Origin of the sequence: Bacillus sp. LUNF1, from assembly GCF_011008975.1 — a bacterium.
Classification (GTDB): Bacteria; Bacillota; Bacilli; order Bacillales; family Bacillaceae; genus Bacillus; species Bacillus velezensis.
Genome location: NZ_CP048876.1, coordinates 288602 through 315030 on the forward strand (window position 1 = coordinate 288602; position 26429 = coordinate 315030).

At 47.9% G+C, this 26429-nt stretch carries 24 protein-coding genes and 1 pseudogene; 19 read left to right on the forward strand and 6 right to left on the reverse strand.

What is annotated here, in order from left to right:
• The first annotated feature begins 1 nt into the window (after position 1).
• The 9 genes from G4O42_RS01595 to G4O42_RS01635 all read left to right on the forward strand — a co-directional run bounded on the left by G4O42_RS01595 (position 2) and on the right by G4O42_RS01635 (position 9483).
• On the forward strand, positions 2-583 hold the full coding sequence (locus G4O42_RS01595; protein ID WP_003156648.1) for a TerD family protein: 582 nt from the start codon (positions 2-4) through the stop codon (positions 581-583).
• A 33-nt stretch (positions 584-616) separates the two neighbouring features.
• Entirely contained in the window at positions 617-1195 is a 579-nt protein-coding gene (locus G4O42_RS01600) for a TerD family protein (protein ID WP_032872756.1), read from the forward strand.
• Between the two features lie 38 nt (positions 1196-1233).
• Positions 1234-2007: a TerC family protein gene (locus G4O42_RS01605; protein WP_003156644.1), complete on the forward strand. Its 774-nt coding sequence runs from the start codon at positions 1234-1236 to the stop codon at positions 2005-2007.
• Positions 2008-2079: 72 nt separating this feature from the next.
• On the forward strand, positions 2080-3702 hold the full coding sequence (locus tag G4O42_RS01610; protein ID WP_032872758.1) for a YceG family protein: 1623 nt from the start codon (positions 2080-2082) through the stop codon (positions 3700-3702).
• Between the two features lie 6 nt (positions 3703-3708).
• Positions 3709-4797, forward strand: coding sequence for a toxic anion resistance protein (locus tag G4O42_RS01615; protein WP_032872760.1), 1089 nt, complete (start codon positions 3709-3711; stop codon positions 4795-4797).
• A 115-nt stretch (positions 4798-4912) separates the two neighbouring features.
• Positions 4913-6115, forward strand: a complete 1203-nt coding sequence (locus G4O42_RS01620; RefSeq protein ID WP_032872762.1) for an MFS transporter — start codon at positions 4913-4915, stop codon at positions 6113-6115.
• 381 nt (positions 6116-6496) lie between these two features.
• Positions 6497-7753 carry a glycine/proline betaine ABC transporter ATP-binding protein OpuAA gene (gene opuAA, locus G4O42_RS01625; RefSeq protein ID WP_015416756.1) on the forward strand — a complete coding sequence of 419 codons (1257 nt, stop codon included), beginning with the start codon at positions 6497-6499 and terminating at the stop codon, positions 7751-7753.
• The gene (opuAB, locus tag G4O42_RS01630; RefSeq protein WP_003156639.1) at positions 7754-8602 is read left to right on the forward strand and encodes a glycine/proline betaine ABC transporter permease subunit OpuAB; all 849 of its coding nucleotides are present in this window, start codon (positions 7754-7756) and stop codon (positions 8600-8602) included. It abuts the gene before it with no gap.
• Positions 8602-9483, forward strand: coding sequence for a glycine betaine ABC transporter substrate-binding protein (locus G4O42_RS01635; protein WP_032872764.1), 882 nt, complete (start codon positions 8602-8604; stop codon positions 9481-9483). The genes opuAB and G4O42_RS01635 overlap by 1 nt, the downstream gene beginning before the upstream one ends.
• Before the next feature lie 34 nt (positions 9484-9517).
• Here the strand turns inward: G4O42_RS01635 and G4O42_RS01640 are convergent, their stop codons facing one another.
• A complete protein-coding gene (locus G4O42_RS01640; protein ID WP_032872766.1) occupies positions 9518-10639 on the reverse strand; it encodes a M20 peptidase aminoacylase family protein in 1122 nt (373 codons plus the stop codon).
• A gap of 133 nt (positions 10640-10772) precedes the next feature.
• On the opposite strand from G4O42_RS01640, the gene G4O42_RS01645 reads away from it, so the two are divergent.
• The 4 genes and pseudogenes from G4O42_RS01645 to G4O42_RS01660 all read left to right on the forward strand — a co-directional run bounded on the left by G4O42_RS01645 (position 10773) and on the right by G4O42_RS01660 (position 16218).
• Entirely contained in the window at positions 10773-12206 is a 1434-nt protein-coding gene (locus tag G4O42_RS01645) for a YfcC family protein (protein ID WP_007609251.1), read from the forward strand.
• A 91-nt stretch (positions 12207-12297) separates the two neighbouring features.
• Entirely contained in the window at positions 12298-12786 is a 489-nt protein-coding gene (locus G4O42_RS01650; protein ID WP_015416759.1) for a DUF6773 family protein, read from the forward strand.
• A gap of 229 nt (positions 12787-13015) precedes the next feature.
• Positions 13016-14994 (forward strand): annotated as a pseudogene (amyE, locus tag G4O42_RS01655) (alpha-amylase).
• Positions 14995-15264: 270 nt separating this feature from the next.
• Positions 15265-16218 (forward strand): L-lactate dehydrogenase, encoded by a 954-nt coding sequence (locus G4O42_RS01660; RefSeq protein WP_007609256.1) that lies wholly within the window; start codon positions 15265-15267, stop codon positions 16216-16218.
• Positions 16219-16259: 41 nt separating this feature from the next.
• Here the strand turns inward: G4O42_RS01660 and G4O42_RS01665 are convergent, their stop codons facing one another.
• A complete protein-coding gene (locus tag G4O42_RS01665; RefSeq protein ID WP_032872768.1) occupies positions 16260-17792 on the reverse strand; it encodes an MDR family MFS transporter in 1533 nt (510 codons plus the stop codon).
• Positions 17793-17905: 113 nt separating this feature from the next.
• Here G4O42_RS01665 and G4O42_RS01670 point away from each other — a divergent pair, with 113 nt between their 5' ends.
• From G4O42_RS01670 to G4O42_RS01680, 3 genes are all read left to right on the forward strand, one after another.
• Complete coding sequence (locus G4O42_RS01670; RefSeq protein ID WP_032872770.1) at positions 17906-18367, forward strand: MarR family transcriptional regulator; 462 nt, start codon at positions 17906-17908, stop codon at positions 18365-18367.
• A gap of 63 nt (positions 18368-18430) precedes the next feature.
• Entirely contained in the window at positions 18431-19060 is a 630-nt protein-coding gene (locus G4O42_RS01675; RefSeq protein ID WP_007409057.1) for a LysE family translocator, read from the forward strand.
• A 67-nt stretch (positions 19061-19127) separates the two neighbouring features.
• Positions 19128-19889 (forward strand): YqcI/YcgG family protein, encoded by a 762-nt coding sequence (locus tag G4O42_RS01680; protein WP_032872772.1) that lies wholly within the window; start codon positions 19128-19130, stop codon positions 19887-19889.
• A 1-nt stretch (position 19890) separates the two neighbouring features.
• Here the strand turns inward: G4O42_RS01680 and G4O42_RS01685 are convergent, their stop codons facing one another.
• Positions 19891-21219 carry an amino acid permease gene (locus tag G4O42_RS01685; protein WP_029973917.1) on the reverse strand — a complete coding sequence of 443 codons (1329 nt, stop codon included), beginning with the start codon at positions 21217-21219 and terminating at the stop codon, positions 19891-19893.
• A 123-nt stretch (positions 21220-21342) separates the two neighbouring features.
• On the opposite strand from G4O42_RS01685, the gene G4O42_RS01690 reads away from it, so the two are divergent.
• On the forward strand, positions 21343-21939 hold the full coding sequence (locus G4O42_RS01690; protein WP_011996295.1) for a DUF1989 domain-containing protein: 597 nt from the start codon (positions 21343-21345) through the stop codon (positions 21937-21939).
• A gap of 134 nt (positions 21940-22073) precedes the next feature.
• Positions 22074-22892 carry an ammonia-dependent NAD(+) synthetase gene (nadE, locus tag G4O42_RS01695; protein ID WP_007409061.1) on the forward strand — a complete coding sequence of 273 codons (819 nt, stop codon included), beginning with the start codon at positions 22074-22076 and terminating at the stop codon, positions 22890-22892.
• A gap of 50 nt (positions 22893-22942) precedes the next feature.
• Here the strand turns inward: nadE and G4O42_RS01700 are convergent, their stop codons facing one another.
• From G4O42_RS01700 to G4O42_RS01710, 3 genes are all read right to left on the reverse strand, one after another.
• Positions 22943-23227, reverse strand: a complete 285-nt coding sequence (locus G4O42_RS01700; protein WP_032872774.1) for an antimicrobial peptide LCI — start codon at positions 23225-23227, stop codon at positions 22943-22945.
• Between the two features lie 179 nt (positions 23228-23406).
• Complete coding sequence (tmrB, locus tag G4O42_RS01705; protein ID WP_032872828.1) at positions 23407-24000, reverse strand: tunicamycin resistance ATP-binding TmrB; 594 nt, start codon at positions 23998-24000, stop codon at positions 23407-23409.
• 54 nt (positions 24001-24054) lie between these two features.
• Positions 24055-24843 (reverse strand): sugar phosphate isomerase/epimerase family protein, encoded by a 789-nt coding sequence (locus G4O42_RS01710; protein ID WP_032872776.1) that lies wholly within the window; start codon positions 24841-24843, stop codon positions 24055-24057.
• 218 nt (positions 24844-25061) lie between these two features.
• Here G4O42_RS01710 and G4O42_RS01715 point away from each other — a divergent pair, with 218 nt between their 5' ends.
• Positions 25062-26372: an MFS transporter gene (locus tag G4O42_RS01715; protein WP_032872777.1), complete on the forward strand. Its 1311-nt coding sequence runs from the start codon at positions 25062-25064 to the stop codon at positions 26370-26372.
• The last annotated feature ends 57 nt before the right edge of the window (positions 26373-26429 follow it).

Consider the following 26429-nt stretch of genomic DNA (forward strand, 5'->3'; position numbering starts at 1 on the left):
CATGGCAATTTCATTGGCAAAAGGACAAAAAGTAGATTTGACGAAAACAAATCCGGGTCTTTCTAAAGTCGTTGTCGGCCTTGGCTGGGATACAAACAAATACGACGGCGGACATGATTTTGATTTAGATTCCAGCGTCTTTCTACTAAATGAAGCAGGAAGATGCGCGTCGCCCGATGATTTCATTTTCTATAATCAGCTTGAAGGCGGAAACGGCTCTGTCGCACATTCAGGCGACAACCTGACAGGCCAGGGCGAGGGCGATGACGAAAGCGTAAGAGTCAACCTGAGCGCGGTGCCTGCGGCTATTGACAAAATTTCATTCGTCATCACGATTCATGAAGCGGAAGCGCGCGGCCAAAACTTCGGACAAGTTTCCAACGCGTTCGTGCGTATTGTCAATGAAGAGACAAATGAAGAGCTGATCCGCTACGATCTGGCTGAAGATTTCTCAATTGAAACAGCCATTATCGCAGGGGAGCTTTACAGACATAACGGCGAATGGAAATTTTCCGCGATCGGCTCAGGCTACCAAGGCGGACTGGCCCGTATTGCGACAGATTACGGCCTGCAAATCGGCTGAACCATATCAAACACAGAAGGGAGAGGACGGCACATGGCTATTCAATTATCGAAAGGACAGCGTGTTGATCTGACAAAAACGAACCCCGGCCTTACAAAAGCGGTGATCGGCTTAGGCTGGGATACGAACAAGTACTCCGGAGGGCATGACTTTGACCTTGACGCGTCGGCTTTTCTTGTCGATGCCCATGACAACTGTGTAAATGATCTTGATTTTGTTTTCTACAATAACCTGGAACACCCAAGCGGGGGCGTCATCCATACGGGAGACAACCGGACGGGCGAGGGCGAGGGAGACGATGAACAAATTATCGTCGACTTCTCAAAAATACCCGCAAATATTGAAAAGATCGGCATCACCGTCACGATTCATGATGCGGAAGCGCGCGGCCAAAATTTCGGACAAGTGTCTAACGCGTTCGTGCGCGTCGTCGATGAAAACAGCCAGAATGAACTGCTTCGTTTCGATTTAGGGGAAGACTTCTCGATTGAAACGGCGGTTGTCGTTTGTGAGCTTTACCGCCATGGGGCTGAGTGGAAGTTTAACGCCATCGGCAGCGGGTTTTCCGGCGGTCTGGCATCACTTTGCCGGAATTACGGCTTGCAGGTGTAAGCAGGAAATTACCGTTTTACTAAATAGGAGGAAAAAACTTGGATTTTCTACATCATATTATGTCGACCTACGCTTCCTTTTTTGATTGGAAAATGTGGGGTGAGGTGCTGACTGACCCTGTATCATGGGGGCTGATCGGTTCCTTGGTTCTGCTGGAAGGGCTGCTGTCGGCCGACAATGCGTTAGTGCTTGCGGTTATGGTAAGGCATCTGCCTGAAAAACAGCGGAAGAAAGCATTAACATACGGATTGTTCGGGGCATATATTTTCCGTTTTATCTTTATCGGGATCGGAATGCTGCTCATTAAGTTCTGGTGGATCAAAGTGCTTGGCGCGCTGTACCTGGCTTGGCTCGTCATTAAGCATTTCTGGATCGGAGAAGGTGATGACGATACGGAAGGCATGAAGAAAAATTCATGGATGGTCCGTACGTTCGGAATTTTCTGGGCCACTGTCGTTTCAGTTGAGTTAATGGATCTGGCCTTCTCTGTTGACAGCATTTTGGCCGCGTTTGCGGTATCGGAAAAAGTGTGGGTGCTCTTGATCGGCGGTATGCTTGGCATTCTCATGATGCGTACAGTCGCAAAAGTATTCCTTGTTTTAATTGATAAAATCCCTGAGCTTGAAAACACGGCTTTCGTGCTGATCGGGATTATCGCCGTGAAAATGGCGGCGAGCGCCTTTGATTATGAAATGCCGCACGTTGTGTTCTTCGGAATCATCATCGCTGCGTTTGTGGTAACGTTTATTATCCACTATTTCAACAAACAAAAGCAGGTTCAGGAGCAAACGGCTGCATCTAAAGAAGAATAAAACAAAAAAGGAGGGAGAGTTCATTTCCTTCCTTTTTTGTACCGATAATCATGAAGAGAAAGGAGGAAGATGATGAGGCAGGAAGAATTGGTGATCCGAAAGGCCGAGCCGGAAAACGATGACTGGGAAACGTTTCTGATGCGGCCGCTGCCGGAACGTCCCGGTTACGAGCGGGAAAACGGGCTGGCGTTTACCCGGCTTGCCGTCCGGATTTTGGGCACTCCTTATGATGAGACGGAGTATTACAATAAGCTTTTCGAGCTGTCTTCTCATGAAAACATCCATGTGTTAAGCGAAACGCTGGATAAGACCATCGCGCCTGAAACGTTTCAGGCGCTCCAGCACATCCATTCGGTCAATCAAAAAGAGAAAGGGCTTTCGGTTTCCAGATTTGTCGCGTTTCTCGATGGGGGCAGGCTGCTTGCCAAACACGCTGATCCGCTTATGCACCGCCGGCTGAGAACCGCGTTTATGACGCTTTTGGAAACCTTTGCGGACCGGCATGAAAACGGGCTGAATCACCCCGATTTCCGGCGTGTGCTCTTGGATGTGTCAAAGTTTTCGCTGAACCACCTGAATCCATGGCTCGAACAAGCCGATATAGAGCGTGAGATGCCGAAGGTGGTGTGGTATGGAGACGCTACCAAAAGCCAGCTCTATTTTCTCTATTATCTCATGCTGATCGGCTGTGACGTCCTATTGTTTCATCCGGCTGCGGAAGATCCGTTCAGCTTGATTGATCCGGATGAGGAACTCAGCTTTGTGATAAAGCTCCCCGCAACAGGCGGCCTTGAGCCATTCCCGAAAGAAAAGCCGGACAGAACGTCCACGACGGCCTACCGGTCAACGAAAGAAATTGAGCATGTGCTGAACCATGAGGAATCTATGATGTATAAGCCTTGGCAGTTCAGGGATCATACCCCGCAGTCCGTGACTTTAAAAACGACGTATGATGAGTTATTTCTCATTGCGAAGGAGCGGGCATTTATCCGGCCGCAATTTAAAGCGGACAGGGAGCGGGTGGCCGTTCCGAACCTTTTTGCGAAAGTGATGGGGGTTTCCAAAGATACGAAAGAATATTGGAACAGACTCCATACCGCCGCGGACTATCAGGAGACACACATGATCCGCAGTTTTCCGTTTACGGAAGAGCTGAAAGCCAACTACCAGTATCACTACAGTCAGGTTTTGAACGAAGAAGGAGCAATTGACGCGGAAAGGCTTAAAAGAAGCAACATCTGGCAGTACAAGCACCTCCCGTCAGGCGTGCAGAACGCCATCGCCAATGTGATTTCTGACATGTGCAGAAACCCAGGGCTGAAGGCTTTGCCCGGCGAGCAGGCAAGGGATGCCGCAATCTATTTGTTCCGCCAGGCGACGAACCTGCCCGCTTCGCTGCTGCAATTGATTCAGACGTTTGATTACGCCCAAACCGTTCCGAAACTCATTTTATATCATACGGAACAAAATGGCGAACTCACACGTTCGGACGCCGCCGCTCTGTTGTTTTTAAATAAATTCGGCGTCGATATCATCTTGTATAATCCGCCGGGGCATCAAGATATTGAGCACTATATTGAAGAAAGCCAATTTGATGTCCATTGGCTGGAGGACATGGTGTTTCGGCAGGAATATAAGGAGCCGTCACTCGTAAGAAAGCTGTTTAGAACCATTACGCAAAAGCAGGGAGAGTAAATAAACATGACAGAAAATCAAAATCCGCTTGTTCTTGATAAAAATGAAGAGATTTCTGAACAAAAAGCAGATGACATCAGGGTGCAGCTGCGCCAAGACCCTGAAGTGCAGCGCATTTCGCAGCAAATTGACGTGAAAAACCAAATGGAGCTGCTTGAGTACGGAAAAGAACCGGCAGTTGAAATCTCGAAGTTCTCCGACCGCATCTTAAATATGATGAAAACAACAAGTGTCACGGATTCAGGCACAATGCTGACGCAGCTCGGAAAAATCATGGACCGTTTTGACAAAAATGATTTCGATGAACCAAAAGGATTTCTCGCTAAAATGTTCAAACGCGGCAACAGCATGATTGAAAAGATTTTTCAAAAGTACCGCACCCTGGGCGGAGAAATTGAAAAAATCCACGTTGAAATTTCAAAATACAAAGATGAAATGGCAAAGACGAACCATACGCTTGAAGAGATGTATGAAAACAACATTAACTACTACATGGAGCTTGAAAAGTATGTCGTTGCCGGGCAGATGAAGCTTGAGGAAATGCAGGCGCTTATTCCTTCTTATGAAGAAAAAGCGGCCGGCGGAAACCAGCTTGCGCAAATGCAGCTTGATACACTGCGTGACGGGCTTCAGGCGCTTGAGGAACGTGTCTATGATTTAGATATGGCGCGGATGGTGGCGCTGCAAACGGCGCCTCAGATCCGCCTCCTTCAGCGCGGGAATACGAAGCTCATCGGAAAAATCAATTCCGCTTTCGTTATTACGATTCCGATTTTCAAAAACGGCATCATTCAGGCTGTCACAGTCAAACGGCAAAAGCTTGTGGCTGATTCAATGAGCGAGCTGGACCGCCGCACGAATGAAATGCTGAAGCGCAACGCTGAAAATATTTCAAACCAAAGCGTGGAGATCGCCCGTATGGCAGGCCGTCCGAGCATTGACATTGAGACGATTGAAACGTCTTGGAACACGATCGTCAGCGGTATGCAGGAAACGGAACAGATCGAAGAAGAGAACAGACGTATCAGAGAAGACGGCGCGAAACGGATTCAACAGCTTCAGGATAATATTAAAAACGCAGTTTTAAAGAATTAACACAAACCCCGCTTGCTTACGGCAAGCGGGGTTTTTTTGCGAAAAAAGATAATGACAATGTGTAAAGACAGGTGTAAACTTATACGGTAATCATTTTCGATTTGAGGTGCTGCTTATGAACAAACAACCTGCCGTCACTCCGCGAAAACTTCTGGCGATTGCCGGAATGGGCTGGCTGTTTGACGCGATGGATGTCGGAATTTTGTCGTTTATTATCGCCGCGCTTCACACTGATTGGAATTTAACGCCCGATCAAATGAAATGGATCGGAAGCGTCAATTCCATCGGTATGGCAGCGGGCGCCTTTGTATTCGGAATGCTGGCCGACAGGATCGGCCGGAAAAAAGTGTTTATGATCACGCTGTTATTCTTTTCTGTCGGAAGCGGCATATCCGCTTTCGCAACGGGATTGACGGTTTTTCTCATATTGCGTTTTCTGATCGGAATGGGGCTTGGCGGGGAACTGCCTGTCGCCTCAACGCTCGTGTCAGAAGCGTCCCCTCCTGAAAAGCGGGGACGGATCATCGTGCTGCTTGAGAGCTTTTGGGCCGCGGGCTGGCTTCTTGCGGCGGTGATTTCCTACTTTGTCATACCGTCATTCGGCTGGCAGGCCGCGCTGCTCTTAACGGCGCTGGCCGCGTTTTATGCGCTGTACTTGCGGAAAAGCCTTCCGGAATCACCGGCGCATCAGGCATTGCCGCAGAAAAAAAGCATACGCGGGCAGGCGGGAAGTGTCTGGACGAAACCGTATATTCGGCCGACGGTGCTGCTGTCTGTCGTTTGGTTCTGCGTCGTCTTTTCATATTACGGCATGTTTTTATGGCTGCCGAGCGTGATGCTGATGAAAGGCTACAGCATGATTGAGAGCTTCGAATACGTCCTTCTGATGACACTTGCCCAGCTTCCCGGATATTTCTCTGCGGCGTGGCTGATCGAAAAAGCGGGGCGGAAGACCATCTTAGTCATCTATTTGCTCGGAACGGCGGGCAGCGCTTATTTCTTCGGTGCCGCGGATTCATTGGCCATGCTGCTCACAGCGGGCATGCTGCTGTCCTTCTTCAATCTCGGCGCATGGGGCGTGCTTTACGCCTATACACCGGAGCAGTATCCTGCGGCGATCCGTGCGACCGGTTCCGGCACAACGGCGGCCGTCGGCAGAATCGGCGGCATTTTCGGTCCGCTTCTCGTCGGATCGCTTGCAGCCCGGAACGTTTCGTTTACAGTGATTTTCGCCGTCTTTTGTGCGGCCATCCTGATTGCCGTCATCACCATTCTAATTCTCGGAAAAGAAACGAAACAGACAGAGCTTGCGCAATGAGCACCCTTTTGGGGTGCTTTTTTAGTGAGCTGTCTGTTGACAGACCTATATTTTTCCTTAATATTCCTTATTTTCAGGAGGCGAAAACTTCTTTTTCCGGGACAATGTCGCAAAAAAATTCTTTTATTTGTAAAAAAAGGATAGGAAATCAGTTTGCAGCACATTCGATGGAAACGTTCTCAAGCCTGATAAAAGCCCGATTTCCTTTATAATTTATCCTCAATAAGGAGGATTAGAGAGTATTTAGAAGCATACCAGAGGAAAATAAGACACAGGGATGTTTTTAAAGTGATGATACAAAATAAAAAGGGATTATGATGTTTGTTTGACTTATTACAAACGTGTTACGGTATTAAAGATTGCTTATTATGGAGGGAAAATATGAATTTGGATGAGAAACCAATTAAGATAAAAGTCGAAAATGTATCTAAGGTTTTCGGAAAACAGACAAAAAAAGCCATTCAGATGCTGTCCAGCGGAAAAAACAAAAAAGAGATCCTGAAAGCGACCGGATCAACCGTTGGTGTCAATCAAGCAAACTTTGATGTATATGATGGGGAGATATTTGTCATCATGGGTCTATCGGGGAGCGGTAAATCAACTTTAGTTCGGCTGTTAAACCGGCTTATTGAACCGACTGCCGGGAATATTTATATTGATGGTGACATGATAACAAATATGTCAAAAGACCAGCTCCGGGAAGTGCGCCGGAAAAAAATCAGCATGGTCTTTCAGAAATTTGCGCTGTTTCCGCACAGAACGATTCTTGAAAATACGGAATACGGTTTGGAGCTCCAAGGCGTCGACAAAAAAGAGCGTGAGCAAAAAGCGCTTGATTCGCTTAAACTTGTCGGTCTTGAAGGCTTTGAACACCAATTCCCTGATCAGCTCAGCGGAGGAATGCAGCAGCGTGTCGGACTTGCCCGCGCATTGACGAATGATCCTGACATTCTTCTGATGGATGAAGCTTTCAGTGCGCTTGATCCGCTGATCCGCAAAGACATGCAGGATGAGCTTTTAGACCTTCATGACTCTGTCGGCAAGACGATCATCTTCATCACACATGATCTTGATGAAGCATTGCGCATCGGCGACAGAATCGTGCTGATGAAAGACGGTAACATCGTTCAGATCGGGACGCCTGAAGAAATTCTGATGAGCCCGTCCAATGAATACGTTGAGAAATTCGTTGAGGACGTTGATTTATCCAAAGTTCTGACAGCGGGTCACATCATGAAGCGCGCTGAAACCGTGCGGATTGACAAAGGGCCTCGTGTAGCGCTGCAGCTCATGAAGAATCTCGGTATTTCTTCTATTTACGCCGTTGATAAACAGAAACAGCTTCTCGGCGTCATTCACGCGGCGGATGCGAAAAAAGCGGTGGAATCCGACTTATCGCTTCAGGATATTCTAAATACTGAATTTACGACTGTAAACGAAAGCACGTACTTGACGGAAATTTTCGATGTCGTGTCTGATGCGAATATTCCGATCGCCGTCACGGACGATAAGGACCGCATGAAAGGCATTGTCGTAAAAGGCGCATTAATCGGCGCGCTTTCAGGAAATAACGATTATATAAATGTTGAAGATTCTGCTGAACAAGCTCAGGATTCTTCTGTTCAGGGGGTGAAGTAAATGGACAGATTGCCTAGAATTCCGTTAGCAGATATCGTTGACCGGTTTGTTGACTGGCTTACCATGACGTTCGGAGGTTTCTTTGACGGAATCTCAAACGGTTTGGCCGCTTTCGTAAACGCGATTGTGAGCGGTTTGGGTTTCATCCCGTCTATTTTATTGACTGTTATTTTTGCAGCTCTCGCTTGGTGGATCAGTACGAGAGGAATTGCACTCTTTACGTTAATCGGATTCCTTGTTATTGATTATTTGGGCTATTGGTCGCCGATGCTGCAAACGTTGGCGCTTGTCGTCACCTCTGTTTTGATTTCCATTATTATCGGGGTTCCGATCGGCATATGGGCGTCTCAGAAAGAAACGGTCCGCCGCATTGTCACACCGATTCTGGATTTAATGCAGACCATGCCGGCTTTCGTATATCTGCTGCCTGCAATTTTCTTCTTTAATATCGGGGTTGTGCCAGGCGTCGTGGCATCTGTTATTTTCGCGATGCCTCCGACGATCCGCATGACGGTTCTCGGTATTAAACAGGTTCCCGCTGATCTGATTGAAGCGACGGAAGCATTCGGTTCAACGACGTCTCAGCGTCTGTTCAAGGTCCAGCTTCCGCTTGCCACAAAAACAATTCTTGCCGGTATTAACCAAAGCATCATGCTTGCTTTGTCAATGGTCGTTATCGCGGCCATGGTCGGTGCGCCGGGCCTCGGTTCTGAAGTATACAGCGCCGTGACACAGTTGAAAACCGGTGTCGGAGTGGAAGCGGGTATCGCGATCGTTATCGTAGCGATTACACTCGACCGTATCACGCAAAACATTAAAGTGAAGAAGAAGAGCAGGGGGAATGCCTGATGCTTAAGAAAATCATCGGTGTCGGCGTTACCGCTGCGCTGGCTCTTTCTTTGGCTGCCTGCGGTTCGCAGACTGATGGTAAGGCAACGGCTGCGGACCAGGTGAACAAAACCATTATCGGTATTGATCCGGGATCGGGGATCATGGCCCTGACGGATGAGGCCGTGAAGGATTACGGATTGAAAGACTGGAATGTCGTCACGGCATCAAGTGCTGCCATGACGGCGACATTGAAGAAATCATATGACCGGAAAAAGCCGATCATCGTAACGGGCTGGACGCCGCACTGGATGTTCTCCAGATACAAGCTGAAGTTCCTTGATGATCCGAAAAAAACGTATGGAACTGCCGAGCAGATTCATACGATTACTAGAACCGGCTTCAGTAAGGAACAGCCTAACGCGGCCAAAGTTCTCAGCCAGTTTAAATGGACGCAGGACGATATGGGAGAAGTCATGATTGCCGTTGAGGAAGGCGAAAATCCGGCCAAAGCCGCAGCTGAATATGTGAAAAAACACAAAGATCAAGTGGCTCAATGGACAAAAGGCGCCCATAAAGTTAAAGGGGATAAAATCAACCTGGCTTATGTGGCATGGGACAGTGAAATCGCAAGTACGAATGTAATCGGAAAAGTATTTCAAGACCTCGGTTATGACGTGAAGCTGACGCAAGTGGAGGCAGGACCGATGTGGACTGCGATTGCGACAGGCAGCGCGGATGCGTCATTGTCTGCTTGGCTTCCGAATACCCATAAGGCATATGCGTCTAAATATAAAGGCAAATATGAAGATGTAGGAACGAGTCTGACAGGCGTCAAGATGGGTCTGGTCGTTCCTCAGTATATGAAAAACGTCAATTCAATTGAAGATCTGAAGAAATAATGAAGAAAAGCAGCCCTGTAACGGGCTGCTTTTTTTATGCTTCAAACGATTTGAGGACGGCGGCCGTTAATATCTCAACTCCAGTAAAGATGGCGCTTCGGTCAAATGTCATTTGGGGATGGTGAAGTCCCGGCTCCAGACCGCATCCTAGGCCGAGCATCGTCGTTTTCAAGTTCGGCACCTTTAACCCGTAAAAATGAAAATCCTCTCCACCGGTTGTCACAAGAGGTTCATCCAGATGTTCTTCTCCGAGAATGCTGCTGATCGCAGATGCCATGATGGCTTCCGCCTCCTTGTTTCGCTCGGCTGCCGGGAGGCTGTGTTCTTTTTGCAGTTCGATTTTTGCGCCGAATGCGGCAGCCGCCGCTTCACAGGCTCTTTCGGTTTCGGCGGTTAATTTCTCCATGGCGGCATTGGTTTGTGCGCGGAGATCAAGGCTGAACGATGCTTTTCCCGGAATGATATTGGAACTCTCTCCGCCTGCCTGAAGCTTTGTCATCTTCACGGAATGCGGGATGCCGGGATCAAGATGAATGAAGCTGAGTTTTTGGACGAGAAGAGCGGCGATTTCGATACTGTTAAGGCCGAGATGCGGTCTCGCGCCGTGGGCTTCTTCTCCGATAATCAGTCCTTCTATATGCTGGCTTGAGCCATGCAGAATGGACGGTGCGCATCGGCCGTTTGCCGTTTCCTGTACGGGGCGCACGTGCACGCCGTATAAGAAGTCAACATCATCCAGTACGCCTTTTTCAATCATTTTCAGCGCTCCGCCGCCTTTTTCTTCCGCCGGCTGAAAAATAAAGCGGATGGTGCCCTTCGGAAGTTTCGGCTGACTCTTTAAAAGCATCATCGTGCCGAGCGCCATCGTCATATGTGAATCATGTCCGCATGAATGGTTCGCCTGAAAGGCACCGTCCACTTCCTGCCACAGCGCGTCAATATCCGCCCGGACAGCCACAACGGGCGAGCCTTCTCCGATTTCGCCGACAACCCCGGTACAATCATCAAACGTGCGGGTCCGGCAGCCGGCCTCTTTCAGTTTTTCAGTCAGATATTCAGTTGTTTGATATTCTTTCCAGCTTACTTCGGGATTGGCGTGCAGGTGGTCAAAAATATCCATAATGACTTGCTTTTCATGCGCTGTGAGTCTGTTCATGCCGTAAGTCCTCCTTCAAAAGCTGTCTGTTTTTTATTTTTGATATTGAAAACAGGCAATCGGTCTGTATATAATATAGCACATATCTGTATTTTCTGAATAGTTTATAAATTTAAAGCGGGATGGTGATGGTATGGCTGTGCCGAAGGCCGAACCTGTATTGAAAAAGAAGAAATTGTTTGTGATGCCTGATGCTTATGTGCTGCTGTTCATTGTCGCTTTACTATGCGCGATAGCGTCGTACATCGTTCCCGCGGGAGAATTTGACAGGGTGACAAAGGGCAGTGTGACGTCCGCCGTCCCGGGAAGCTATCATTCTTTAGACCAGTCTCCTGTCAGCCCGATCGCTTTTTTCACCGCGATTCAGGAAGGGATGACAAGTTCCGCGCCGATCATTTTTTTAATCCTGTTTACGGGCGGCACCATTGCGATTTTGGAGAAAACGGGCGCCATCAATGGATTGATCAGTAATGTCATCAGTACGTTCCGCACAAAACAGCTGCTGTTTATTGCGATTGTCGGATCTCTGTTTTCGATCCTCGGCACAACCGGCATCGTCGTTAATTCCGTGATCGGTTTTATTCCGATCGGCCTGATCGTCGCCCGCTCGCTGAAATGGGACGCCGTGGCCGGAGCGGCCGTCATTTATATCGGCTGCTATGCCGGGTTTAACGCTACGATTTTATCACCTTCACCGCTCGGGTTATCACAAAGCATCGCGGAGCTGCCGCTGTTTTCCGGTATCGGCCTGCGGATTGCCGTCTACATTTGTTTTCTGTTATCATCTATTTTATATATTTATCGGTATACGAGAAAACTCAGAAAAGCAAAGGACGCCAGTCTGCTGGGGAACGATTGGTTTCCGGCGGCAGGTTCACTCCCGCAGGTTTCTGAGCCGGAGGACAAGCATGTCCCGTTTACCGTCCGCCATAAATTGATTCTGGCTGTCGCGGCTTTGTCGCTTGCAGGCTTTTTATACGGCGCGCTTACTCTTGGCTGGTCTGATTCAGAGATGGCCGCCGTGTTCATTTTTATCTCAATCGTGTCCGGCCTGATTGCGGGAATGGCGGCAAATGATATCGCAAAAACGTTTATTACAGGCTGTCAGGGCCTCGTTTACGGCGCGCTGATCGTCGGAATGGCGAGAAGCATTTCCGTTATCCTGGAACATGGAAAGCTGCTTGATACGGTAGTCAATGGACTTGCGTCACTGCTGCACGGTTTCAGCCCGATGGCAGGCGCCATCGGAATGTATATTTCCAGCGCCCTGCTTCATTTTCTGATTTCATCAGGCTCAGGGGAGGCGGTCGTATTTATTCCGATCTTGGCGCCGCTTGCCGATCTGATGGGTATCACGAGACAGGTCGCGGTTGAAGCGGTTATGCTTGGGGAAGGCGTCGTAAACTGTGTCAATCCGACTTCCGGCGTGCTGATGGCCGTACTGGCTGCCAGCGGCATTCCGTACGTAAAGTGGCTTCGCTTCATGATTCCGCTGGCGCTGATTTGGTTTGTCATCGGCCTTGTGTTTATATGCATAGGCGTCCTGATCAATTGGGGTCCTTATTAACATTTTTGTCAATGATATTTCGGTTTATCATTATGAATCGGCAAGATATAATGGGAGTTGTAAGCCATTCTTAATAGTACGGGAGGAAGTCATGAATCAGCGTCGGAACAGACTTTCAAACGTGAATGGAAAGAGTGAGAGTGTGAAAGAGAAAGAACGAATGATTTGGTCAGAAGTCGGAATGCTTGTGGGCACACTGTCTTTGCTTGACATCATCGTACGCGGACTTGTTCTGAACTGTCCGTTTAGGGAATGGGCCGGTAGCTTGGCGGTTTTCTTCATTATAATTGTTTATTATTGTATCAGGGCGGGAGCGTCGGGAATGCTCATGCCGAGAATAGACACCAAAGAAGAACTGCAAAAGCGGGTGAAGCAGCAGCGGATAGATTCAATTGCGGTCACTTTTGCGGTAGCGGCGATTACGATGTACGACAGGGGGTTTCCCCATACATTCTTTGCTTGGCTGAAAATGATCTTTCTTTTTATCGTCTGCGGAGGCATTCTGTTTCTGCTTCGGTATGTCATTGTGAAGCTGTCTTACAGAAGAGCGATAAAAGAAATAAAAAAGAAATCATCTTGACAGGTGGTTTCTTTTTTTGTTTGAAAGCGGGAAGTCTTTTTAATTGATAGGAATATAGATTTGAATTCACTCTGTCACGTTGCTTTGATAGAGAGAGTGTGATAAGTTGAAATGTAAGCGTTAACAGAATTCTCCAGTCTTCACAACAGTTGAAAGGAGCTGAAGAAAGAGTAAGAGGAATTTTTGACTCCGCAGTCAGTCTTCAAAAATGAAATAAGGAGTGTCAAAAATGTTTGAAAAACGATTCAAAACCTCTTTACTGCCGTTATTCGCCGGATTTTTATTGCTGTTTCATTTGGTTTTGTCAGGCCCGGCGGCTGCAAACGCTGAAACTGCAAACAAATCGAATGAGATGGCCGCGTCATCGGTCAAAAACGGGACCATCCTTCATGCTTGGAATTGGTCATTCAATACGTTAACACAAAATATGAAAGAGATTCGTGATGCGGGCTATGCAGCCATTCAGACGTCTCCGATTAACCAAGTAAAGGAAGGGAACCAAGGAGATAAAAGCATGAGGAACTGGTACTGGCTGTATCAGCCGACATCGTACCAAATCGGAAACCGTTACTTAGGCACTGAACAAGAATTTAAGGACATGTGTGCAGCCGCGGAAAAATATGGCGTAAAAGTCATTGTTGATGCGGTTATCAATCATACCACCAGCGATTATGGCGCGATTTCTGACGAGATTAAGCGTATTCCAAACTGGACCCATGGAAACACACAAATTAAAAATTGGTCGGACCGATGGGACATCACTCAAAATGCATTGCTTGGGCTGTATGATTGGAATACTCAGAATACTGAGGTGCAAGCCTACCTGAAAGGTTTCTTGGAAAGAGCATTGAATGACGGAGCAGACGGGTTCCGCTATGATGCCGCCAAGCATATAGAGCTTCCGGATGATGGGAATTACGGCAGCCAATTTTGGCCGAATATCACAAATACATCGGCGGAGTTCCAATACGGAGAAATCCTGCAAGACAGCGCATCCAGAGATACTGCTTATGCGAATTATATGAATGTGACGGCTTCTAACTACGGGCATTCCATCAGATCCGCTTTAAAGAATCGTAATCTGAGTGTGTCGAATATCTCCCATTATGCATCTGACGTGTCTGCGGACAAGTTAGTCACATGGGTGGAATCACATGATACGTATGCCAATGATGATGAAGAGTCCACATGGATGAGTGATGACGATATTCGTTTAGGCTGGGCAGTGATTGGTTCCCGCTCAGGAAGCACGCCTCTTTTCTTTTCCAGACCTGAGGGCGGAGGAAATGGTGTGAGATTTCCCGGAAAAAGTCAAATAGGAGATCGCGGGAGCGCCTTATTTAAAGATCAGGCGATCACTGCGGTCAATCAATTTCACAATGAAATGGCCGGGCAGCCCGAGGAACTCTCGAATCCGAATGGGAACAATCAAATATTTATGAATCAGCGCGGCTCAAAAGGCGTTGTGCTGGCAAATGCAGGATCGTCTTCTGTCACCGTCAATACTTCAACGAAATTACCTGACGGCAGGTATGATAATAGGGCCGGCGCCGGTTCATTTCAAGTAGCGAACGGCAAACTGACAGGTACGATCAATGCCAGATCCGCGGCTGTTCTTTATCCTGACGACATTGGAAATGCGCCTCATGTCTTCCTTGAGATTACCAAACGGGGGCAGTCCATTCTTTCAATGATCAGCTGACGGTCACCCTGCGTACAAATGCGAAAACAACAAAAGCCGTTTACCAAATCAATAATGGTCAAGAGACAGCATTTAAGGATGGAGACCGATTAACGATCGGGAAAGAAGATCCAATCGGCACGACATACAACATCAAATTAACCGGAACGAACGGCGAGGGTGCAGCGAGAACCCAAGAATACACGTTTGTCAAAAAAGACCCGGCCCAAACCAACATCATTGGCTATCAAAATCCGGATCATTGGGGCCAGGTAAATGCTTATATCTATAAACATGATGGAGGCAGGGCCATAGAATTAACCGGATCGTGGCCGGGGAAAGCCATGACCAAGAATGCAGATGGAATGTACACGCTGACGCTGCCTGAGAATGCGGATACGGCCAACGCCAAAGTGATTTTTAACAATGGCAGCGCCCAAGTGCCCGGCCAGAACCAGCCCGGCTTTGATTATGTGCAGAATGGTTTGTATAACAACTCCGGTTTGAATGGTTATCTTCCGCATTAATGGATAGGGCCATCATCACATCAGCGTGCCGGCAAACCCCCGCTTCTGAGAAAGGGACAGCGCGTCTTCATTCACGCTGAAAAGATGACAACATCCTAAAACGGTTCCGTTTTAGGATGTTGTCAACAATCTGGAAACCATCACCGATATTTTTTTGTCCAAAAATCAAACTTTTCTCTTGCAAAAGTTTGTGAAGTATTGCACAATATAAATGTGAAATACTTCACAAGATAAAAACAGACACCACGAAACACTGGAGGATGAGCATACATGATGAACGAACGAGTGAACAAAGTAGCATTAATCGGAGCAGGTTTTGTTGGAAGCAGTTATGCATTTGCGTTAATTAATCAAGGGATCACAGATGAGCTTGTGATCATTGATGTAAATAGAGAAAAAGCCATGGGAGATGTCATGGATTTAAATCACGGAAAGGCATTTGCGCCTCATCCGGTCAAAACGTCTTACGGCACATATGAGGATTGCAAGGATGCCGATATCGTGTGCATCTGTGCAGGGGCCAATCAAAAACCGGGCGAAACGAGACTTGAGCTGGTCGAAAAAAATCTCGCCATTTTTAAAAGCATTGTCGGTGAAGTAATGGCAAGCGGATTTGACGGCATCTTCCTCGTTGCCACAAACCCGGTCGACATTCTCACTTATGCGACATGGACATTCAGCGGGCTGCCGAAAGAACGCGTCATCGGCAGCGGCACGACACTGGATTCTGCGCGATTCCGTTATATGCTGAGCGAATACTTCGGAGCCGCTCCGCAAAACGTACACGCCCACATTATCGGCGAGCACGGCGATACCGAGCTTCCTGTATGGAGTCACGCCAATATCGGCGGAGTGCCGGTGCAGCAATTGCTGGAGAAAAATGCAGCTTACAAACAGGACGAGCTGGATCAGATCGTTGACGATGTGAAAAACGCGGCCTACCATATTATCGAGAAAAAAGGCGCGACATATTACGGAGTGGCGATGAGCCTCGCCCGCATCACAAAAGCGATTTTGCGTAATGAAAACAGCATTTTAACCGTCAGCACATATCTGGACGGCCAATACGGTGTAAACGACGTCTTTATCGGCGTTCCGGCCGTCGTCAATCGGAACGGCATCGCAGGTGTGACGGAACTTGAGCTGAATGAAACAGAACAGGCTCAATTCAGCCGCAGCGCAAACGTGCTGAAAGATATTCTCGCTCCGCATTTCGCTGGGTAAATAAAAAAGCAGTACATGACAAACGCCATGTACTGCTTTTTTTAATTCGCTTTTTTCGCCATTTCCTGAGAGGTTTTCACTCTCGCTTTTCCCATAAACAAAATGGTAACGGCGGCAATGACGATCGGCGCTAGCGCAAGCGTAAATACATATGTGATGCTTTGCGACATGGCGTCAATAATGCGATCCAGAATGTGCGGCGGAATATGAGCGCGCGTGCCGGCCTGGAAAATGTCCTGCGGATTTCCTATGTTCTGCATCGCGCCGCCCGCTCCTTTCATGCCGCTGAATGAATCTGTGAGCTTATTGGTAAACACATTCGTCTGGATGGTGCCGAAAATCGTCACACCGAGCGTCATACCGAATGATCTCAAAAACGAGTTTGTTGAGTTGGCGCTTCCGCGATAACGCGGCTCCAGATCGTTCATGGACGCGGCCGGCAGCAGTGAGAAGTTGAAGCCGACGCCGAATCCTGAGATCAGCATGAATACCGTCAGCATCGTACGCGCCGTATCCGGTGTCATATTGGAAAGCAGCAGCATTCCGATAAAGAAAGCGACCACGGAAATCAGCATTAAACTGCGGAACCGCACTTTCGTCTGGAAAATTCCGCCGATCATACTTCCGATAACAGAACCGATCATCATCGGCGTCAAAATAAAGCCCGCGCTTGTAGCGGTGCTTCCGTACACAGCCTGAACGAAGATCGGGATAAACACCGCTAAAATGACGAACGTGGCTCCGTAAAGGAACGCCAGAATCTGTGCTGTAGCAAATAAACGGTTTTTAAACATCCAAAATGAGATAATCGGTTCTTCCGCTTTTCTTTCCACAATAAAAAAGGCGATAAAGAACACGGCGAACACAGCGAACAGACCGATGATCTGCACGGAGTTCCAATCATACGTTTTTCCGCCGAGCTCAAGAGCGAACATCAGACCGACAATGGAAACCACCAGCGTAATCGCGCCGGCCCAGTCGATTTTCTGTTTCCTGTGTTCAAGGGATTCTTTATAATAACGAAGAATGAAAAACAATGATAAAATACCGATCGGCACGTTGATGTAAAACACCCAGTGCCAGCTGATGGAGTCGGTAATGAGCGCGCCTAAAAGCGGTCCGAGAACGCTGGACAGGCCGAAAACGGCACCGAACATGCCCGACATTTTTCCGCGTTTTTCCGGCGGAAATAAATCAAAAATGATCGTGAAGGCGATCGGCATCAGCGCGCCTCCGCCGATTCCCTGAATGACGCGGTAAATAATGAGCTGATCCATTGTTTGGGCGATTCCGCATAATGCAGATCCGATTAAGAAAAGAATAAGACCGAATAAAAAGAAACGTTTGCGTCCGTACATATCGGACAGTTTTCCGTAAATCGGCATACCGGCCATAACGGCTACCATGTATGATGCCGTCACCCACGCGAACTTATCGAAACTTCCGAGGTCCGCCACGATATTTCCCATCGCAGTGGCAACGATTGTATTATCCATAGCCGACATTAAAATGCCCAGCAAAAGACCGATGACGACAAACTTCGTCGAGGCGTCCTTCGCGTCTGTTTGTTCCATGCTTTTTCCTCCCATACTTACTTTTGATCATTAAATTTGCTATGATCATATTAGATTTGCCGAAAATTATCTTGATCGTCAAGATAAATTGATTTTATAGGGAGGCCTGTCAGTTGTCAACAAGAAATACCAGAAGCGAGACGGAGGAAACCGCGATACAGTTATTCCGGAAGATGGCCACAAGGACGATCCTGTTTCATCAGGCGGCCGCTCAATCTCTCGGTCTGTTTCCGACCGATTTAAAATCAGCTGATATCTTAAATGAAGCAGGCCCGATGACCGCAGGCGAGCTGGGGAAAAAAACCGGCCTCAGCACAGGTTCGGTAACGGCGCTCATTGACCGGCTCGAAAAAGCGGGATATGTCATGAGGAAAAAAGACCCCGAAGACAAACGTCGGGTGATCATCGTGCCGCTGACAGCCGGAAAAGCGAATGTGAAGCAATTGTTCAGCTCCTTATCCCAGTCCACGATCAGCCTTTGCCGACAATATAAAGAAGAAGAACTGCAGCTGATATTCGATTTTTTAGGAAAAGCGACGGACATGATGGAAGACGAGCTTGAGAAATTAAAATAATGTATCATAGCACGGCCCATTCATGAATAACTTGTACAAGTTGCATGAATGAGGGGGAAGCCAATGAACATCTTTTTAAGCTACATCGTTCTCGGGCTGTCATTGTCAGCACCTGTCGGACCGGTCAATGCAGCGCAAATTGACAAAGGCATCAAAAACGGCTTTTGGCATGCATGGATTTTCGGTCTTGGCGCCATGGCCGCGGACGGGCTGTATATGATTCTGATCTATTTCGGGCTGTCTCAATTTTTGACCGCTCCTTTTGTAAAAACGTTTTTGTGGCTCTTCGGTTTTTTCGTGCTGACCTATACGGGAGTCGAAACGTTAAAAAATATCAGGGAAGCCATGAATGTCAGAAGCGGAAAAGGAAAACCGGCTTTTTACAAAACATTCGGCGCGGGATTTTTTATTTCTCTTTCCAATCCGCTGAGCATTTTATTCTGGCTCGGCATATACGGGAGCATTCTCGCCAAAACCGCTGAATCCTTCGATGCAAATCAGCTTTTGATTTACAGCTCCGGCATTCTTCTCGGCATTTTGATCTGGGATTTCTGCATGGCGGTCGCCGCGAGCACTTTCAGAAATCTCCTTCATGAAAAAGCGCTCCGCTGGCTGACGGGAGCGGCGGGTGTGTCTTTGATCGTTTTCGGGTTTTATTTCGGATGGCAGGGGATTCAAATGCTCATCTCATAAATAGAAGAAGAGTCACCCATCGCCTATCTCCGTCATAACGTATCATGACGATACTGGAGGTGGGCCGATGGCAAGCGGGCTGTACACAAAAAGTTGCCTTGAGGAAAAGTTATTGGATCTGCCAAATTGGCAGAGAATCGCTTTTGAGCTTCTATCAGAAAAAGTAGGCGATAAAGCGGATACGTTTCCGTGCATTCCCGGACGTCAGGGATTTTTGACAGATCAGCTCCGGATATCCTTTGCGGGTGATCCCCGCGAAGACGGAACCCCGGAGGAAGTGGGGATGCTGCTGTCCGAGTACGGAAAGATCTCAAGGAATACCGGAAGATACGCGTCGCTGCTTGTGATTTTTGATACGCCTGAGGATTTAGCTGAGCATTATTCAATTGAGGCGTATGAAGAGCTGTTCTGGTCTTTTTTAAACCGGCTGAGCGGCTGCGACCCGAATGACTGGCCGGAAGATATGCCGGAAGACCCTGAACATTATAAATGGGAGTTCTGCTTTGACGGCGAGCCGTATTTTATTCTGTGCGCGACGCCTGCGCATGAAGCGCGACAAAGCAGAAGCTTCCCGTTTTTTATGCTGGCGTTTCAGCCGAGATGGATTTTCGAAGGATTAAATGATTCAACCGCGTTCGGACGAAACATGAGCCGGCTGATCAGAAAACGCTTAGAGGCGTATGATGAAGCCCCTCTTCATCCCCGATTGGGGTGGTACGGAGGAAAAGACAATTTAGAATGGAAGCAATATTTCCTCCGTGATGATGAGACGCAAGTGTCAAAGTGTCCCTTTTCTTATTTGAAAAGACTATTTAAACCGACGAAATAAGCTATGATCCGGCAGGGCTGTGTCCCTGCTTTTTTTGTACGATCCATGTCACGATCGCAATGACGGCGAGAAAACAAAGGCTGACCAGAAAACCGGGCCGGCTCGATTTCTCAAACAGCGTCCCGGAGACGGCCGCGACAATCAGCACAAGGGCGATAACAATCTGTGCGGTTCCCATCTTTGTCGTTTCGAGCAGTTTCTTGCCCGAGAACAAAATGAACAGCCACGTATAAAGAAGCATGAGGCCCGCTGCGGTTGTCATGTGTTCATATATATTTTTCGGCAGCACCAATGACAGGATGATGGAGACGATGAGTCCGGCAAACGTCAATCCGAGCGCAGGCCAGCAGATTTTTTTGTTTTCCTTTAATCTGAAGCATTTCGGCGCATCCCCGTCATCGGCCATTGTACAAAGCAATGTCGTCACGGCAAACAGCGAGGCGACGAGCGTGGAAAATCCCGCAATAATAAAAATCCCGTTAAAAATATCAAGAATGATATCTAAATGAAAACCCTTCAGCGATGTAATAAACGGGCTGTCCTGCTCGGTGAATTTGCCCAGCGGCACTAACAGCAGCGCCAGGCCGAGAGAAATGACGTAAATCACCGCAAGTACGGCAAGCATCAGCCGGCCTGATTTTGAGGCTTCCTCCGGTTTTTTCAAGTGTACGGTCATCAGCCCCAAGACTTCAATTCCTCCGAAGGCGTAAAACGCATAAATCAGTCCCGTCCATAACCCCATCGCTCCGTGCGGGAACAAATCCTTTGATTCGTTCGGCACCTGCACATCCGGTTTATGAGAAAATATACCGCACAGCGCCAATATGGCGATCACGATAAACATAAATATCGCCGCCGTCTTGACAACAGCGAGCACATTTTCCGTTTTTTGAAAAACGGACAGCCCCGTAAATATAATCAAAAGACCGAGCACCGCATAGATGGAGGCGAAAATCCACAGCGGCACATTCGGAAACCAATGCTTCGTAAACAGCGAGATTGCTGTCAGCTGGCTTCCCGTGATCAGCATCTCGGACGACCAGTACACCCATCCGTTGCTGAAACCGGCCCAAGTGCCGAAAGCCTTTCTCGCATAAGCGCAAAAAGACCCCTTTTCGGGCTGTTTAGCCGAAAGCTTCGCGAGCTGCTCAAAGACAAAATAGGTGCCAAGCCCGGCAATAAGAAATGAGATCAGCGCGGAATATCCGCTTTTGACAATAGCAATGCTGGACCCGAGAAAAAAGCCCGTCCCGATTGTGCAGCCGACGCCGATTAAGGAGAGCTGCCACCAAGCGAGATTTCCTTTAGGCTGGTCCTGTGATTTACCCATGAAGTTCAACCCCTTTATCAAAGCTTAGATTGCAGCCGTCAGAAGGGGAATATACATCCAATAAATTGCTTTACATGAAACAAACGGACGGAGTTCATAATAGAAGAAAAAAGGAGCAGTCTGATGACACAGCAATTTATCGTACCGCCGAAAAAAGGGCTCGGCCTGAAGGTTCACAAAGGGCAGATTATAAAAGTTGTCGATGTGGAAGGACAGCAGGTGGCTGACTTCACGGCGTATCATGCCAAGGACTTTTATGAACATCTTGATCAGGGCGCGACGATTGATGCCAACCAGTCCATTCATGTAAAAACGGGTGATCATATTTATTCAAATTTATACAAGCCGATGCTGACGCTGATTGAAGATACAGTCGGTAAGCACGATCTGCTGCTTCCCGCCTGCCGTCCGGATATGAACAGACTTTTATACGGAAAGCATAAAGACGAACTCCAGGATACGTGTTATGACAATATGAGCGGGGCGCTTGAACCGTTCGGGGTGCCGCGGCCGCATATGCATTACCCGTTTGCCATCTTTATGAACACGGTGCTCGATGAGAAAGGGAACTTATCAGTCGAAACGCCTCTTTCTGACGCGGGTGATTATGTACGGCTCCGTGCGGAAATGGATCTCGTCGTCGCGTTTTCATCCTGTCCGATCGAAAAAGGAAAATGCAACGGAGACAGCATCACGGCGCTGCGGGTGGAAATCAGCTGATCCCGGTGTATTTGATTCACTTAAAATCCGCACCTGTGCTATATTTAACAGAGAGTCGTACATAGTGGCATGATTCATTTTCAGCATGAACGGGAAATGGATCATAAAGAAACAATGCAGGAGGAGTGATTGGGATGAGCATCCAGAAACAAATTATGAATGATCTCCATGTAAAGCCCTCAATTGATCCGAAACAAGAAATTGAGGACAGAGTGAACTTTCTGAAACAATATTTGAAAAAAACAGGTGCCAAAGGCTTTGTGCTCGGCATCAGCGGGGGGCAGGATTCCACGCTTGCGGGACGCCTCGCCCAATTGGCGGCTGAGAGCATCAGAGAAGAAGGCGGAAATGCGGAATTTATCGCCGTCCGGCTTCCACACGGCACACAGCAGGATGAGGATGACGCCCAATTGGCGCTCAAATTCATTAAACCTGATAAATCATGGACATTTGATATTAAGTCCGCTGTCAGCGCGTTCGCCGATCAGTACAAAAAAGACACGGGCGATCAGCTGTCTGACTTTAACAAAGGAAATGTAAAGGCCAGAATGAGAATGATCGCTCAATATGCCATCGGCGGACAAGAGGGGCTGCTTGTCATCGGCACCGACCATGCGGCCGAGGCAGTGACCGGTTTCTTCACGAAATACGGTGACGGCGGAGCTGATCTGCTGCCGCTGACCGGATTAACGAAACGCCAGGGCAGACGTTTATTAGAAGAGCTCGGTGCGCCGGAGCGCCTGTATTTGAAATTACCGACGGCCGATCTGCTTGATGAAAAACCGCAGCAGACTGATGAGACCGAACTCGGCATCACCTACAATGACATTGATGATTATTTAGAAGGCAAGGACGTTTCTTCCGAAGTGATTGAGGCGCTGGAAAAACGCTACCTCAGTACGGAGCATAAGCGCCAGGTGCCGGCATCGATGTTTGATGATTGGTGGAAATAGAATGAAAAAAACCTCCCTTTTAAAAGGGAGGTTTTTTGTTTATCGCATTTTTATTTATCTACACTTTCATAAATCCCTACCCAATACCCTTTGCTGCTGTCATAGTATTTGCTTTTGAAAATCCACTTTGTTCCATCTAAAACGAAAGAAGCAGCGAAGTTTCCGTTAGGGCTTTGAACGAGTTTGATGGCATTAATGCCGGCATCTGCTTTCGTTGAGATTGGGCTATTTTCCATGGATGCGGATGCTGTTGGTGATGCGGCAAAGGCAGGAGCGGCAGACATCAGTAAGGCAAGAGACAGCGCAGAACCGGTTAACACTTTTTTGAAGTTCATTTCGAGCACTCCCTTTTCAAATGAAATGTGTTACGTTGTTAATAATTAGACAATTATCCATAAAATACCTCTTCTGTTTCTAAAATTTTTTTCTTAAATTGAAAAAACATCCCTTCAGAGGGGCTTTTTATTTATTGATCCATTTGCATGGATCAGGGACATGTTTTCAAAACGTTTTTTTATTTGATACGGATATGATTCAGCTTCACCATCAATCTGTCGGTGAATCTTCGAAGGCTGCCTCTCGAATCAGGCTCAAAAGGCAGATTTGCTTGGGCAGCGATCGTTTCTGCGACCTGCTGAATAGACATTTGGTCTGTATGGAGATGTTCTGTGAAGAGGCTATCAGACAGGCTGTTGATGCAGCGGTCGATTTGTTTTGCGGCCCAGGAGTTTTTTCCTTCCGCTCTGGTGCGCAGGCGTTTCAGCAATGTTTCCTTTGAAGCCAGCAGGGTAAAGTGGTGAATGGTCCGGCCATCCTGTCTCAGCCTGCTGATAATGTCATGGAAGTATTGATCGTTCGTAATGGTCATGGGCACAATGATGATGCCCTGATATGTATCTGACAAATAGGAAAGCATGCTGTAATTGAATTCCCGCCACAGAGGGTAGCTTTGAAAGTCATCTTCAGCGATATCCGGCGGTATCATCGAACGCATCGCAAACCCCATCTTTTCAGGATCGTATACGTAAGACGGTTTCAGTCTTCTGTGCAGTTCAAACGCTGTTTGTGTTTTTCCGGAACCGAAAGCCCCATTTATCCAAAGGATCACCATGATATCCCCCTTTTTCTATATGATACAAAAAAAGACCCTTCGATCGAAGAGTCAGCGGGAAAAAACGGACGTATATTCGCGGAGCGATTCCTTTATATGCGTAAAGGCATGTTCTCCAAAATACTCAAGAGAAACAAAACCGTCATATTGTCTGTTCATCAGCTCTTTTAAAAATGCTTTTTGATCGAGATCTCCTTGAAAAATCGGAGTTGGCTTGCTGAGATACCAGTTGTCAAAATTCCAGTGATAGTTTTTCAGATGAATGTGGCTGACGGTATGATACAGTTTTTCTAAAGCGGACATTTGGTCAACGTGATTGACGTGTAGGTTGGAGCCGTCAAAAATGGTGCGGACCCGCGGATGTCCGACATCCTCCAAAAATGCCAGCGCCGCCTCCGGTGTATCCGCGTACGTATCGTAATGAATCTCAAGCCCGATATCGACTTCATAGTCATCTGCGAGCCGTGCCGCCTGCTGAAATTGATCAACCGCACGCTGCCACTTTTCCGGTGATGTCCGGTGCGAAGGAAGATTGCCGGCAAAGACTCTGATCAAGGGACTGTGCAGCTGTCGTGCCGCGCTTAATGCCCTTTGAACATCCTTTAACGCCTGCCTTTCATCCTGAGCGGCGAAGTCAGTGTACAAACTGACGGCAGGCACCCCGAGGCCTTCCTCCTGAAGCTGCTGATCAAGCCTGTCGAGCGGGCCGATTTCCTCTATATATTGTTTAGCGTGTCCGTACCACAGTTCGATTCCCTTAAAGGAGTGCTCCTTCGCGAAAGAAATGATGTCGAGAATATGCTTTTTTTTAAAACCTGTCGTGCAAAAACTCAGTTTCATCGGTAATCCTCCCGTAACTGTCTATCATATGTGTACTTTTTCCCCGGGTGCGATACGGATAAACAGGTGAAAAGGGCAGACACTTTTTTATAAGCGGGGTGTGTCTGCATCAGGTCGGTGCGGCACACAAATTGTTTAGCGCTTTTTTGCGTCAAAGTATTAAATAATTGACCGAAGTGTTGTACAATTAATTTCATTCGAGTAAGGGGGAGAAGCCATTGAAAAATGAAACGGAGCTGACGGACTTCAGTCCCGTCTGCAATAAACCGACTCGCGCTCGTTATGTGATACTGATTCTTTTGTTTTTTATCACTGCGATTAATTATATAGACCGTGCCAGTGTATCCATCGCCGCCCCGTCCATTCAGACATCGCTGAACATAAGCCCCGCGCTTTTGGGCGTCGTCTTTTCCGCATTCAGCTGGACTTATACGGGAATGCAGATTCCCGGCGGGCTCATTTTGGACAAATTCGGGTCAAAACGGACGTACGGCGTTTCTTTATTGATCTGGTCGGTTTTCACCGGAGTGCAGGCTTTTGCGGCCAGTTTCGGATTTTTATTCGGCTGCCGCCTGATTATCGGGCTGGCTGAATCGCCTGCGTTTCCGGCAAACAACCGGATTGTCACGACATGGTTTCCAAGGCGGGAACGCGCCTTTGCGACGGGTGCTTATACGGCGGGGGAATATGTGGGGCTGGCGTTCGCCACACCGGTTTTATTCTGGGTGTTAACGGCATTTGACTGGCGCGCCGTCTTTATTTCCTCAGGGGTGCTCGGGCTTGTTTTCTCCATTTTCTGGTTCAAAATGTATCACGAGCCGAATCGGTGCCGGAAAGTGAACCGGGAGGAGCTTGAGTATATTAGAGAAGGCGGCGGACTGACAGAGGTGTCAGAATCAGCCGGCAGGATCACGTGGCCGGATTTCGTCCAGCTTCTTAAATACCGCAAGCTTGTCGGCTTGTATATCGGCCAGTTCGCCGTAGCCTCCACGCTGTTCTTCTTTTTGACATGGTTTCCGACTTATCTGGCGGAGGCAAAGCACATGGCTTTCTTAAAAGTCGGCTTCGCCGCATCAATCCCGTATATCGCCGCCTTTTTCGGCGTATTGTTCGGCGGATATTGGTCTGACGGAATGATGAAACGGGGCGTGTCGGTGAACGTTGCCCGGAAAACGCCCGTCATCCTCGGTCTTCTGCTGACAGGCTCCATCGTGCTCGCGAATGTTACGGATTCTGCTCCTGCGGTTTTGACGATCTTATCCATTGCTTCTTTTGCGCAGGGCATGTCCAATATATCCTGGACGATGCTGAGTGAGGTGGCGCCAAGCGAGACAATCGGATTGGCAGGAGGCGTGTTTAACTTTTTCGCCAATATGGCCGGTATTATCACCCCGCTTATCATCGGGTTTATCGTTTCTGCGACCGGTTCATATAACGGAGCGATTCTGTTTGTCGGCGCTGTCGCATTTATCGGGGCATTTTCTTATATTTTCATTGTCGGAAAGGTGGAACGCATTACGCTCCGATAGAAAGAAAAACTCATCTCTTCTTAATAAAGGATGGGTTTTCTTTCATTGCATTATCTC